Below are 12,995 nucleotides of genomic sequence, written 5' to 3' on the forward strand. Positions count from 1 at the left end.
GTATTTATTTGCTAGCTAAGCAAGATTATGGAAGAATCAGTTCATCTAAATAAAAAGTTGTCAGGAGTTCCTGTGATAGATGCCGAAGGCTATCGCGCCAATGTCGGCATAGTAATAATAAATGACAGGGGACAGGTATTTTGGGCAAGACGTTTTGGACAACATTCATGGCAATTTCCGCAGGGCGGGGTTGATGAAGGTGAAACCGCAGAACAAACACTTTTTCGTGAGTTACATGAAGAAGTCGGGTTAAAACCGGAACATGTCAAGATAGTTGCATCAAGCAAGCATTGGCTAAGATATAAATTACCGAAACGTTTCATCAGACATGATAGTAAACCTGTTTGTATCGGACAAAAGCAGAAGTGGTTTTTACTCAAGCTAACCAGTGAAGAATCCGCTGTTGATCTGTTGCACTCGGCCCATCCCGAATTTGACGACTGGCGATGGGTGAGTTACTGGTATCCGGTACGCCAGGTGGTGTCATTTAAGCGAGATGTTTACCGGAAAGTGATGAAAGAGTTTGCACCCGTAGGTCTACCGTTTAACCGCCAGGAGCGGCGCAAACGCAGGGCCTGATTGTTACTATGCAGTTTATGTTAATGAATTAATAAGATAAGCATTAGCAGCTCTGCCATAGAGGTCTACCGTTTAGCCGCCAGGAGCGGCGCAAACGCAGGGCCTGATTGTTACTATGCAGTTTATGCTAATGAGCTAATAAGATAAGCATTAGCAGCTCTGCCATAGAGGTCTGCCGTTTAACCGCCTGAAGAGGCGAAAGCGTAGGGCCTGATTATTACTATGCTTCTTTAGTTGATTTATCCGTATTATGGCTTGCTTTCGGGCAAGCTGTTTATTAAGGCATCAGGGAGAGATGTTACTCGAATTTTAGCTTTGACTATTAAAATAATTCATCTTTGATAGTTCCTGTTTATCAATATTTTTTATAGTTAGTTTTGTAATAGGAAATTGCATGTTAACAACACTACGTCGTATTGTGCTGGAATTTAGTCAGGATCCTAAGCTGCAAAGTGCGCTCTTGCGTATGGTAAGCCAGGTTAAAAAAGCCATGAACACGGATTGTTGTTCGGTTTATCTGGCCGACTATGAAAAACAAAACTTTATTCTGATGGCGTCTGACGGTCTGGCCGAAGACTCTTTAGGCCACACCACCATAGGGTTTTCCGAAGGCCTGGTCGGCCTGGTCGGTCAGCGGGAAGAGCCGCTTAATATCGCCAACGCCAAATATCACCCCCACTTTAAACATATCCCGGAAGTGCGCGAAGAGGAATTAAATGCCTTTCTCGGTACGCCGATCATTCACCGCCGCAAGGTGCTGGGGATTTTGATCATCCAGCAAAAAGAGTCGCGTAACTTTACCGAGAATGAAGAAGCCTTTTTAGTGACGCTATCCGCCCAGCTTGCCATGGTGCTGGTGAATGCCGAAGCCCGGGGTATCCTGGGCCAGAATCAGGATAACGGCAAATGGCTCAAGCAGCTCACCGGGGTACCGGGAGCGCCCGGGGTTGCCATGGGCAATATTATCGTCAGTCAGCCTAAGGCGGATCTCGATTCGGTGTCGCTGCAGAAAGTTTATGCCAGCGCCGAGCAGTTAAAACGTTATAACGAGGCGGTTGCCAGAACCCGTATTGATTTTGCCGATATGAGTGTCAAACTCGGTGATGTGATCACCGATGCCAGTTTAGATATTTTTGAGGTTTATAAGCAATTACTCGATACCGCCAACTTAGGTAAAGATGTTACCTCTAAAATCAACAGTGGCTGGAGTGCTGAAAGTGCCCTCAAGTTGGTGATTGACAGCTACATCGTCAAATTTGAAAGTATTGAAGATGCCTATCTGAGGGAGCGGGCCAGCGATATCCGTGATTTAGGCAACCGGGTGTTGTTTAATTTACAACAGCAGACCGGGGTGGATGAATCTCTGCCGGATGAGTTTATCCTGGCCGCCCAGGATGTCACCGCTTCTATGCTGGCGGAATACCAGCACCTGGGTCTTAAGGGCATTATTTCCCTGTCCGGCTCCAATAACTCTCATGCCGCGATACTTTCCCGGGCGCTGGGACTGCCGGCGATTATGGGGGTTGAGTCGGTCCCGTTAGCGCAATTGCATCAGCAACTGGCAATTGTTGATGGCTACAGCGGTGATTTATTTATCGCCCCGGATGAGACCTTAAAGCGGGAATACCAGCACCTGATCGCCGAAGAAGATGCGTTAACGGTGAAGGTGCAGCAAGTGGTCGATTTGCCGGCCATCACCCAAGACGGCAAGGCGATTGAATTATTGCTTAATGCCGGGCTGAGCACGGGATTTGAGCACTCCCTGCATTCGGGGGCGGTGGGCATAGGGTTATACCGCACCGAAATTCCTTTTATGAACCGCAGTTGTTTTCCTTCGGAGCAGGAACAAACCTTGTGGTACAAGCATGTGTTGTCGGCTTTTCCCAAGCAAACCGTGACCATGAGAACGTTGGATGTCGGCGGCGATAAATCTTTACCTTATTTCCCGATTGTTGAAGAAAACCCGTTTTTAGGCTGGCGCGGCATACGTATCACCCTGGATCACCCGGAAATCTTTTTGCTGCAGGTGCGGGCGATGATTAAGGCGAATCACGGGCAAAATAACCTGGAAATTATGCTGCCGATGATTTCCAGCGTTTCTGAGGTTGATGATGCCATTCGTTTGATTAACCAGGCCTATTATGAGTTATCGTCTGAACTGCCTGAGCATGAGGGCAAATTGCCGCGTCCGAGGATCGGCATTATGCTGGAAGTTCCCGGGGTGCTTTTCCAGCTCAAAGAGCTGGCCCGCAGGGTGGACTTCTTTTCCGTCGGCAGTAATGATCTGACCCAGTATTTACTGGCGGTAGACAGGAACAATGCCCGAGTGGCCAGTTTATATGACGGCTATCATCCTGCGGTGCTGCGGGCATTAAAAACCATTGCCGATGAATCCGGCAAATACATGGTTCCCCTGAGTTTATGTGGTGAATTAGCCAGTGATCCGGCGGGGGCTATCTTGTTGCTGGCCATGGGTTATGACAAGTTAAGTATGAACCCCCATAATGTTGCCCGCATTAAATGGGTGATCCGCCATATCGATTTTCAGCGGGCCAAGGTGATACTGGCCCATGCCCTGTCTTTAGAGACGGCGAAACAAGTCCACGGCTATTTAAATGAACAGCTGGAGCAAGTCGGGCTTGGCGGCTTTGTCCGGGCCGGTATGTGATTGCTGGTTTTACCTGTTTTTATTTTCTTTTTTCCTAATTAAGTTAAGTGCTTACTGATGTTTGTGACGGTTTTTTTAAGCTGCTTGTGTATCGGCGCCTTTGTCGGCTTTTTATCCGGTTTATTGGGCATAGGCGGCGGCCTGATCATAGTGCCTGCCCTGGTGTATTTGTTGCCTCAATTGGGGATTTCACCGGCTGTGGTGATGCCGGTAGCCCTGGCGACGTCACTGGCATCGATAGTTGTGACTTCCTCCATGGCGATGCTGGTCCATCATAAAAATCACAATATTCCCTGGCCCCTGACCCGGCCCTTAATGGTGATGATGGCGCTGGGGGCGTTATCCGGGGCTTTTATTGCCGATATTTTGTCGGCGAAAACTTTGACGCAAATATTCGCCCTGGCGGTGATTTCTCTGGCCTGTTATATGCTGTTTTCCCTCAAGTCCCCTAAAGTGACTTCAATGCCGGATATTAAGCTGGTGCAGTTGATAGGTTTAGCTACCGGTATACTGTCCAGTTTAATGGGCATTGCCGGTGGGGCTATTTTAGTGCCGGTACTCAGCTATTTTGGCGTACACTTGCGCCATAGTATCGGCATAGCGACTGCTTGCGGTGTTATGGTGGCGGTATTTGGCTCATTCGGTTATGTGGTTACCGGGCTGGACCGGCTTGATTTGCCCCCCTGGAGTTTAGGTTATATTTACCTGCCTGCACTGTTAGGCTTAGTGGCCACCTCATCTGTTTTTGCCCCTATGGGAGTCAAATATGCCGCTGGCTTGCCGCTGGCGACCCTGAAAAAATCTTTTGCCTTGTTTCTTATGTTGGTGGCGGTAAAAATGCTCTGGCCCTAGCTTAGTGTTGGCTTGATATTACCCCGGCATGAGCCCTTGATATTCAATTAGTAATTTAACTGGAAATTAGGCATAATTTGCCGGCAATTATGTTTTGCTGTTTGCACCTGAATGAAGGTTAGGTTGACAGGCAAAATAATTTTAAAAAGGCCTGATGGCTAACACCTCTATGGAAAAGACATGACCGAGAACTTTCTACAATTTCCCCAGATAGATCCCATTATTTTCAGTATCGGGCCCATAGCGCTACGCTGGTACGGAATGATGTATCTGATCGGCTTTCTTGCCGCTATTTTTATTGCCAATAAAGCCGCTGACAAGAGCAACGGTTTATGGACCCGGGAGCAGGTCAGCGATTTGCTGTTTTACGGCTTTCTGGGGGTGATTTTAGGAGGGCGCTTAGGTTATGTACTCTTTTACCAGTTCGACTATTTCCTGGCAGACCCTTTATACCTGGTAAAAATATGGCAGGGGGGCATGTCATTCCACGGCGGCTTGCTTGGGGTGATCGCAGCCATTTATCTTTTTGCCCGTAAAACCAATAAATCCTTTTTATCCGTCGGCGATTTTGTCGCTCCCCTGGTGCCGATTGGCTTAGGTATGGGGCGCATAGGCAACTTTATCAATGCTGAGTTATGGGGACGGCAAACGGATGTTCCCTGGGCCATGGTATTTCCCACCGATGATTTGAAATTACCCCGTCATCCTTCCCAGCTTTATGAGTTTGCCCTTGAAGGGGTTGTGCTGTTCATTATTTTATATGTTATCACCCGCAAGCCCAGAACTGCGGGCCTTGCCTCGGGCGCTTTCCTGATAGGGTACGGGGTGTTTAGAATGATAGTGGAATTATTCCGTGAGCCGGATGCCCATTTAGGTTTTTACTTCTCGTTTATTTCCATGGGACAAATATTAAGTTTACCTATGGTGATCGCCGGTATTGCCCTGATTTACTGGGGCTGGGTTCAACAGGCGAAATTAGCCATTAAGGGGCAAAAATCATGAAAGCTTATTTAGACTTATGCCAGCGTCTTGTTGATCAAGGTACCTGGGTTGAGAATGAAAGAACGGGCAAGCGTTGTTTAACCGTTATTAACGCCGATTTGGAATACGATGTCGGCGGCAATGCTTTTCCCTTGATCACCACCAGAAAAAGTTACTGGAAAGCGGCGATTGCCGAGTTGTTGGGATATTTGCGCGGTTACAGCAGTGCCGCCGAGTTCCGCGCTATCGGCTGCAACACCTGGAACGCCAATGCCAATGACAATCAGGCCTGGCTGGCTAATCCCGCCCGTAAAGGGGAAGATGATATGGGACGTGTTTACGGGGTACAAGGCCGTGCATGGCAAAGTCCCGACGGCACCAGTTTGGACCAGCTGCGTAAGATTGTTGATAACCTCAGCCGGGGGCTTGATGACCGCGGTGAGATCATGACTTTTTATAATCCGGGTGAATTTCATCTGGGCTGCCTGCGCCCCTGTATGCACACCCATACTTTTTCCCTGTTGGGGGATAGCTTGCACCTGACTTCATATCAGCGCTCGTGCGATGTGCCTTTGGGGTTGAACTTTAATCAAATCCAGGTATTTACCCTGTTGGCGTTAGTTGCCCAGGTGACAGGGCACAAAGCCGGTAAAGCTTATCATAAGATAGTAAATGCTCACATCTATGAGGATCAGCTGGAGTTGATGAAGGAAGTGCAACTTAAACGCGAGCCTTATCCGTCACCTAAGCTGATCATTAATCCGGATATTAAAAGCCTGGAAGATCTGGAAACCTGGGTGACTCTGGATGACTTTAAAGTAGAGGGCTATCGTCACCACGAAGCCATTGCCTATCCTTTCTCTGTGTAATAGTTAGGGCTGATTAAAAGCCTTTCATTAAAAAAGGAGCCGTCAGCGGCTCCTTTTTTAATGGCTAAGTTCAAATAACACTCAGCTCAGCTGGTATATGCGGTTGAACTTCTCCTGTAGCGTCTGCTTATCTTCGACCAACTCGGGATCCGGCTCTATGCAGTCAATCGGGCAAACCAGAGTGCATTGCGGCTCGTCATAATGGCCGACACATTCGGTACATTTATCCGATGCGATTTCATAGATTTCAGCACCGAAAGTGATGGCTTCATTCGGGCATTCCGGCTCACACATATCGCAATTGATACAGGTTTCATCGATTTTCAGCGCCATAATAGTACTAAGCTCCCTGATTTTGGCTAAATGAGTTAGTGCCGAAAGTGGCGGTTTTAGCGATTTTGAGCGGCATGATCATATAATTATCAAGCTCCCTGGTTTTGGCTAAACGGCTGACGCGTGGTTTCATCCTGCTCCAGGATACGCATGATGATGCCAAAAGATAAATCAAGTTCGGTTTCCAGGGAAATAGCGACTTTATGGCCTGATCCTTTGGCATCGAGGATCACCTCACCGTTGAGGCTTTCCATATGCATCAGGGTAAATTTCTGGTTACCCGACGGCGTCATCAGTTCAAAATCATCCCCCACCAGGAATTTATTTTTCACGTCAATTTCAATCAGGCCGTTGGTGTCGTTGCGGCCGATCACTTCACCGACAAACTGCTGGGTATCGCTTTTCGAATAGCCGTAATCGTAATTCTGGGTATCCCCGGGTTTATGGCGCTGCAGGAAGCCTGAGGTATAACCCCTGTGGGCCAGATGCTCAAGATCTGTGTTCAGCTTAGGGTTAAAGGGCTGATGATTGACCGCATCCAGGATCGCCTGATGATAGATCTGCGCGGTGCGGGCACAATAATAATAGGACTTGGTACGTCCTTCTATTTTTAACGAATGTACGCCCATTTTTACCAGGCGCTCGATATGCTCAACCGCGCGCAAATCTTTGGAGTTCATGATATAGGTACCATGTTCATCCTCAAAAGCCGGCATGTATTCGCCGGGACGCCCCTGCTCCTGCAACAAGAAGATCTCGTCGGTGGGTTTTTGCTCCGGTGTGATAATATTGACCGGATTGCTGGCGATAACATCACCGCTTTCGGTTTCCTCTGCCGGATGGGCGTCATATTTCCAGCGGCAGGAGTTGGTGCAGGTGCCCTGGTTCGGGTCCCTTTTATTGATATAACCGGATAACAGGCAGCGACCGGAATAGGCCATGCACAGTGCCCCGTGAACAAAAACTTCCAGTTCGATATCCGGACAATGGAAGCGGATGTCTTCGATCTCATCCAGGGACAGTTCCCGCGATAAAATGACCCGGGAAATCCCCTGTTTTTGCCAGAACTGGACACTGGCCCAGTTGACGGCATTGGCCTGTACCGAGAGGTGGATGGGCATATCGGGGAAGTTTTCCCTGACCATCATGATCAGTCCGGGATCGGACATGATCAGGGCATCCGGTTTCATGGCGATCACCGGGGCAATATCCCTGAGGAAAGTTTTTAATTTACCGTTATGGGGGGCAATATTATTGACCAGATAGAATTTCTTCCCCAGGTGATGAGCTTCCGTGATGCCTTGTTGTATGGTCTCGAGAGAGAATTCGTTATTGCGTACCCTTAAGGAATATCTGGGTTGTCCCGCATAAACGGCATCGGCGCCGTAGGCAAAGGCATAACGCATATTTTTTAGGCTACCTGCCGGAGATAGCAGCTCAGGTTTAAACATTTTAGGGGGAGTACTCATTTTGAAAAATTACTACTATTGTAAAAACGCCCGTAGGGGCAGGCAATATATACAGTTTCAGGGGGCGGCTTTTCTCCGGTTTTGTTGATGTACGTCAATAAACTTGAGTGGTTATCGGGAGGGAAGCAGCTTTTTTGCGCTATAGAGGGAATTGTTCCTTTAAAAGTAAAATAATGTGCTAATTTTTAAAGAGAGTTTAATAATATTTAAGGGTTCAAATGGCAACAGAAAATGCGTTATACACCATTTTGTTGGAAAAAATAAAGCATGAGGAGTTGGTATTACCGACTTTGCCGGAAATTGCTTTAAGGGTACGCAAGGCTGCGGATGATCCGGATGTTAATTTAGCACAAATGAGTGAAATCATCAGCCATGACCCTGCCTTGGCCTTAGGTATTGTAAAAGTGGCCAACAGCGCCATACTCGGGCGTAAAGTCAAGGTGGAAACCGTTTCCCAGGCGGTAACGCGTATCGGCTTAAGGCAAATAAAAAGCATAGCCACGGCGATGGCAATAGAGCAGATTTTTATTTCAGATAACGATATTGTTGCCATGTATATGAAAAAATCCTGGCAATCTACCGTCGGGGTCGCATCCGTTGCCATCTCCTTGATGACGTTTTATATCCAGCAGCATAAACATAGCCCGCTAACCTTAGACACTATTACCCTGGCGGCCCTGGTTCATAATTTGGGGGTATTGCCGATATTAACGGAAGCCGAGCATCATCCGGATATCTTCGCTAATCCGACCTTTTTACAGCAGGCCATCAGCAAGCTTTCCAGCCGTATCGGCGCTGAGATCACCCGGGCCTGGGGCTTGTCTGAGGAATTTACTTTACTGGTTGAACGTTGGAGTGATTTAACCCTGTTGCCGGATGATCCCCATTATCTTGATTTTATCCGGGCGGGGGCGGTATACCATAACCTTTTTAAAGTGGAGTCAACCAAGGAAGCTTTGTTGAGCAGCTATGTCCGTAAAGGAGTGCTTCCGGATATTGATTTTATGATAACGGAGGAGTTTAAGGAAATGTACGACAACGTTAAGGCCATGTTTAGCTAATCGTGCCGGCTAATTGCAGGAGCCTGCCAGGAGCACATTGAGGTCTCCCGGGGCTCCCGGCTGGATTAGCTAAAGCATATACTGAATAAGCTTTAGCTTAATCCTGATTCTCTTCTAACGGATCTGTGGTTTTCATTGAAAACTCGGCTAATAAGTCGCTGATAAAGCGGTTGATTTCTCCTGCCATCAGGGCGAAATCGGCATCCAGCCGGGCAATAACATCATCACTGTCAATATCGTCATTTTGCTCCTGCAGCACATCAAAGAACTTCAGGCGTTTGATCGCCAGGTCATCACATAAGATAAATGACAGCGATTCATCCCATTCCAGGGCGATTTTAACGGCATATTTTTCCGCATCGAGGTGCATTTTAATTTCTTCGCTGGTCAGATCCTGGTTTTTTACCCGAACCACAGCTCCGTCGTCACCCAGGGCGTGCAACTCAGCTTCCATGCCGAGGTTAAACTGGCTGCCAAGATTATGTTCGGTGAGCCAGTCAGTCATGATCTCATCCGGGGCGGTTTCCGGCGAGAAACCGGTCACAGGCAAGGTACCCAGGACTTTACGCAGCAGGGCGAGGAAGTCTTCTGCTTTGCCGCGGCTGCTGGTATTGATCACTATCAGGTTGCTGGCCGGGCTGATATAGGCATGGGTATCCGTGACCCGGGAAAATGCCCTGGGCAATAATTCAAAAATGATATCTTCTTTAAATTGCTCTTTTTCTTTTTTGGTTGCCTTGCGGCTTTGCTCGTTTTCCAGTTGGGCGATTTTTTCTTCGAGCATGTCTTTAACTACAGGCGCCGGCAATATCTTTTCTTCTTTACGGGCGCATAGCAAATGGTTGCCGTTAGCCGTGTGTACTACGGAGTTGCCATGTTTGCCAAGGGCATTTACCCAGCCAAAATGCGAGACTTCTGTGGAGGCACAGGGAGTAAATAAATGTTCCGATAAGTGTTTTTCCAGATCCTCTTCTGACCATTGAAAAGGGCGGGTGAAGGCAAAAAAGTAAAGGTTTTTAAACCACATTGGCATGATTCCTGGGCCCGAATAGTAAGGGGCGGTTTACTGAAAATACGAATAGCGCATGATAGCGCAAATCAGCGGACTAAGCATCTGCTTCTTGTAATTGCTTTGCCGGAGGCTTATTAGCGCTCTTGTTGTTAAACAGGCTAGCGCATGTCGGCAAATTCGATATCAAAGTGTAAGCCCCGGCTTTGCCCGTTATGGGCATTGATGGTGCCGTTTAAGGTATCTGTGACCAGGTTGTAGATAATATGGGTGCCCAGGCCGGATCCTCCCTGGGTAGCTTTGGTGGTATAAAACATGTTAAAGAGTTTCGGCAGGTCTTCTTCTTCTATGCCTTTACCGTTATCGGCGTAATGTATACGCAGTACCTGCTCATGCTTGCTGATATCTATAATGATGTTTCCCTGCTGGATATCTTCAAAGCCATGGACGATGGAATTCATGATCAAATTGGTAAATATTTGGGCGATAGCACCGGCATGGCTGTAAATATTAATGTCTTCGGAACAATTAATTTCGATATTGTGACGGGTTTTTTTCAGTTTGGGATCCAGGGACTGAATGATCTCGTGCAGATATTTGGCCATATTGATGGAGCGGATTTTATCGCTGATCTGATCGACTGCTACCTGCTTATAACTGGTATTGAGTTCAGAAGCCCGGGTCAGGTTATTCATCAGCAATTCAATGCTTTGTTTGGCATTGCGGATAAAGTCATCCAGGGTGCGCTTGGTCAGTTTTTGATTTTGGATATCTTCGTCTATCTGGGCGATCAAATCCGATAAATAACTGGTGGAGGTAATACTCACCCCTATCGGGGTATTGATTTCATGAGAGACTTCTGCCGAGAGGTTGCCCAGCGTCGCCATTTTTTCCGCTTCAAGCAAGCGCTCCTGGGCTTTTTTTAATTCAATGATTGAACTTTTCAAATCATTGTTGGTGTTGGTGAGGGTCAGTTCGGTTTTTCTGCGGCGGTTATTTTCTTCCTGCAATTGTGTTTGTTGCTGTAACATTTCCCTTTGCTGAATTTCCATTTTCAGCATAGTGGTACTTAAAGAAGAAGTTTTACGCGCCACTTCCTGCTCCAGCTGCAGGTTTTGTTCGTCGAGCTTGTGGTTGGCGGAGATCAGTTCGTTTTGCACTTCTGCCAGGCGCTCCTTAAAGAGTACCAGTTCATCAATCAGGTTGTTATAGGCGTCTTCGAGGATATTGAGTTCATTATGCTCATAACTCATGGAATGCAGTTTTGATGCTTCGGGGTCGTCCAAATCCAGTTGTTTGATCTGCTCGGTTAGCTCATTGAGGGGGTTGGTCAGTAACTGGGAGAAAGCCAGGGAAAACAGAAACACCAGGGCGGCGGTTTTGACTATGGCGTTGCCGATCAAAAAATAAATGCCGACCTCTATGCGGTTGAAAATGACTTCGTTGCTTGATAACAGGGTGACGGTACCGACCCGGGTGGTGCGCCCGGAAAATTCAAAGATTAACGGGAAGGTATGGCCAAACAGACCCTCCGACAAGGAATTGAGGTTGCGGTATTCGCTTTGTCCGTCTTCTGCTGAGTCGAAATTAAAACTGGCATTATGGGCGGTTTCCCCGAGCTGGGCAATGATCTGGTTATTTTCATCGGTGACTGTGATCCCCTTGATCATGGGAATGGCCACCAGGCCGTCGGAAATATCTATCGCTTGCTGGGTATTAAGCTCCCATACCGCCCTGGTCAAACTGCCGCTGAAGGTTTTTTCCAGGGTCAGCAGTTCGCTGTTGATATGGCTTTTGGTATTGAAATATTCTGCGACGATTTGACCACAGGTAACAATAAAGGTTAATACAAAATAAAATGATAAAACCCGTGCAAGCAACTTGCGTGAAATACTGGTTACTTTCATCTACTCACTCTATTGTTATCTTAATAGTAAATTCTAGCTATTTTACTCACCGATAACAGTTTTTAATTCGCTAATGTTTAGTGTTTTAACATAATCTTGGACTATTGTTAATTTTACTCAGTTGTTTTTTTTAATTTGGCAGTTTTATGACGCAAGTCACAAATATTTAAAATAAAAGTCATATTGTCACAAAAGTGTCATAACTTGGTGGCACTATGTGCGCAATTTAATTTAGCTACTAACTGATTAAGGGTTACCATGAAACTTTCAAACCGTGTTCTCACTCTGGCTATTTGTTCTGCATTCACTTTACCGGCTGTGGCAGCCAATGTAGATATTTATGGTAAGGCGAACCTGTCTTTACAATCTTCTGATGAAGGTGATGGTCAGTTTACTGAAATTAAAAGTAATGCTTCGCGTATCGGTTTAAAAGGTACTCATGCCTTAAGCGATGGCCTATCCGTAGTATATAAAGCTGAATTTCAGGTGGATATGGATGGCGACAGCGATGATAACATCACGGATCGTAACCAGTATGTCGGCTTAAAAGGCAACTTTGGTGAAGTATTGCTGGGTAAAAACGATACTATCTTGAAGCAATCCCAGGGTAAAATCGATCAGTTCAATGATTTAAACGCCGATATTAAAAACTTATTCAAAGGGGAGAACCGTATGAGTGATACCCTTACCTATAAATCACCGAAAGTAAACGGCTTTCAGTTTGCCGCTACCTATATTGCCGAAGATGAAGCCGATGCCGAGGACGGCTATTCTGTCGGGCTTTTCTATGGTGATAAAGGCCTGAAAAAATCTAAAGTTTTTGCCTCTATTGCTGTAGACACAGATGTCAAAGGGTATGACATTACCCGGGCCACGGTACAGGGTAAGGTTGCCGGTTTTGTCTTAGGCGCCATGTACCAGAATCAGGAAAGCGATGACGGCAGTGCCGAAATGGACGGTTTTGTACTGTCGGCTAAATACGCCCTTGATAAAGTTGTCCTTAAAGCTCAATACCAGGATGCGGATCACGACGGCAATGACGATAAAACCGCTGCCAGTGTAGGATTGGATTACCGTTTGGCGAAGAGCACTAAATTATATGCTTTTTACAGCGCATTCGACATCGACAAAGGTGAAGACGAAGATTATTTAGGCGTAGGTATCGAGTACAAGTTCTAAGCCATATATAAGCAAAAACAGAACTTTCACTGATATCTGCTTCATAGGGGCATGTTGTCTGAATAGCATGCCCTGTAAATCTTTTCAC

Annotated in this window: 11 protein-coding genes; 7 read left to right on the plus strand and 4 right to left on the minus strand. The window is 46.7% G+C overall.

Going from position 1 to position 12,995, the window contains the following annotated elements; all coding sequences use genetic code 11:
* The first annotated feature begins 72 nt into the window (after nucleotides 1–72).
* The 5 genes from rppH to QL234_RS03340 all read left to right on the plus strand — a co-directional run bounded on the left by rppH (nucleotide 73) and on the right by QL234_RS03340 (nucleotide 5,949).
* Nucleotides 73–579 carry an RNA pyrophosphohydrolase gene (rppH, locus tag QL234_RS03320; RefSeq protein ID WP_044835821.1) on the plus strand — a complete coding sequence of 169 codons (507 nt, stop codon included), beginning with the start codon at nucleotides 73–75 and terminating at the stop codon, nucleotides 577–579.
* 394 nt (nucleotides 580–973) lie between these two features.
* On the plus strand, nucleotides 974–3,247 hold the full coding sequence (gene ptsP, locus QL234_RS03325) for a phosphoenolpyruvate--protein phosphotransferase (protein ID WP_281556426.1): 2,274 nt from the start codon (nucleotides 974–976) through the stop codon (nucleotides 3,245–3,247).
* Nucleotides 3,248–3,304: 57 nt separating this feature from the next.
* A complete protein-coding gene (locus tag QL234_RS03330) occupies nucleotides 3,305–4,099 on the plus strand; it encodes a sulfite exporter TauE/SafE family protein (protein ID WP_281556427.1) in 795 nt (264 codons plus the stop codon).
* A 180-nt stretch (nucleotides 4,100–4,279) separates the two neighbouring features.
* Nucleotides 4,280–5,101 carry a prolipoprotein diacylglyceryl transferase gene (gene lgt, locus QL234_RS03335; RefSeq protein ID WP_281556428.1) on the plus strand — a complete coding sequence of 274 codons (822 nt, stop codon included), beginning with the start codon at nucleotides 4,280–4,282 and terminating at the stop codon, nucleotides 5,099–5,101.
* Nucleotides 5,098–5,949, plus strand: a complete 852-nt coding sequence (locus tag QL234_RS03340) for a thymidylate synthase (RefSeq protein ID WP_281556429.1) — start codon at nucleotides 5,098–5,100, stop codon at nucleotides 5,947–5,949. The genes lgt and QL234_RS03340 overlap by 4 nt, the downstream gene beginning before the upstream one ends.
* Nucleotides 5,950–6,030: 81 nt before the next feature.
* Here the strand turns inward: QL234_RS03340 and QL234_RS03345 are convergent, their stop codons facing one another.
* A complete protein-coding gene (locus QL234_RS03345; protein ID WP_281556430.1) occupies nucleotides 6,031–6,282 on the minus strand; it encodes a YfhL family 4Fe-4S dicluster ferredoxin in 252 nt (83 codons plus the stop codon).
* Nucleotides 6,283–6,371: 89 nt separating this feature from the next.
* The gene (gene yegQ, locus QL234_RS03350) at nucleotides 6,372–7,733 is read right to left on the minus strand and encodes a tRNA 5-hydroxyuridine modification protein YegQ (protein ID WP_044835843.1); all 1,362 of its coding nucleotides are present in this window, start codon (nucleotides 7,731–7,733) and stop codon (nucleotides 6,372–6,374) included.
* A gap of 236 nt (nucleotides 7,734–7,969) precedes the next feature.
* Between yegQ and QL234_RS03355 the strand changes: the two genes are divergently transcribed.
* Entirely contained in the window at nucleotides 7,970–8,812 is an 843-nt protein-coding gene (locus QL234_RS03355) for an HDOD domain-containing protein (protein WP_281556431.1), read from the plus strand.
* Nucleotides 8,813–8,909: 97 nt separating this feature from the next.
* Here the strand turns inward: QL234_RS03355 and rdgC are convergent, their stop codons facing one another.
* Together rdgC and QL234_RS03365 are read right to left on the minus strand one after the other, a co-directional pair.
* Nucleotides 8,910–9,839 carry a recombination-associated protein RdgC gene (rdgC, locus tag QL234_RS03360; protein ID WP_281556432.1) on the minus strand — a complete coding sequence of 310 codons (930 nt, stop codon included), beginning with the start codon at nucleotides 9,837–9,839 and terminating at the stop codon, nucleotides 8,910–8,912.
* Nucleotides 9,840–9,982: 143 nt separating this feature from the next.
* Entirely contained in the window at nucleotides 9,983–11,728 is a 1,746-nt protein-coding gene (locus QL234_RS03365) for a HAMP domain-containing sensor histidine kinase (RefSeq protein WP_281556433.1), read from the minus strand.
* Nucleotides 11,729–11,986: 258 nt separating this feature from the next.
* Between QL234_RS03365 and QL234_RS03370 the strand changes: the two genes are divergently transcribed.
* Nucleotides 11,987–12,907 carry a porin gene (locus QL234_RS03370; RefSeq protein WP_281556434.1) on the plus strand — a complete coding sequence of 307 codons (921 nt, stop codon included), beginning with the start codon at nucleotides 11,987–11,989 and terminating at the stop codon, nucleotides 12,905–12,907.
* Nucleotides 12,908–12,995 lie beyond the last annotated feature (88 nt).

Origin of the sequence: Thalassomonas sp. RHCl1 (genome assembly GCF_947387555.1) — a bacterium.
Taxonomy (GTDB): domain Bacteria; phylum Pseudomonadota; class Gammaproteobacteria; order Enterobacterales; family Alteromonadaceae; genus Thalassomonas.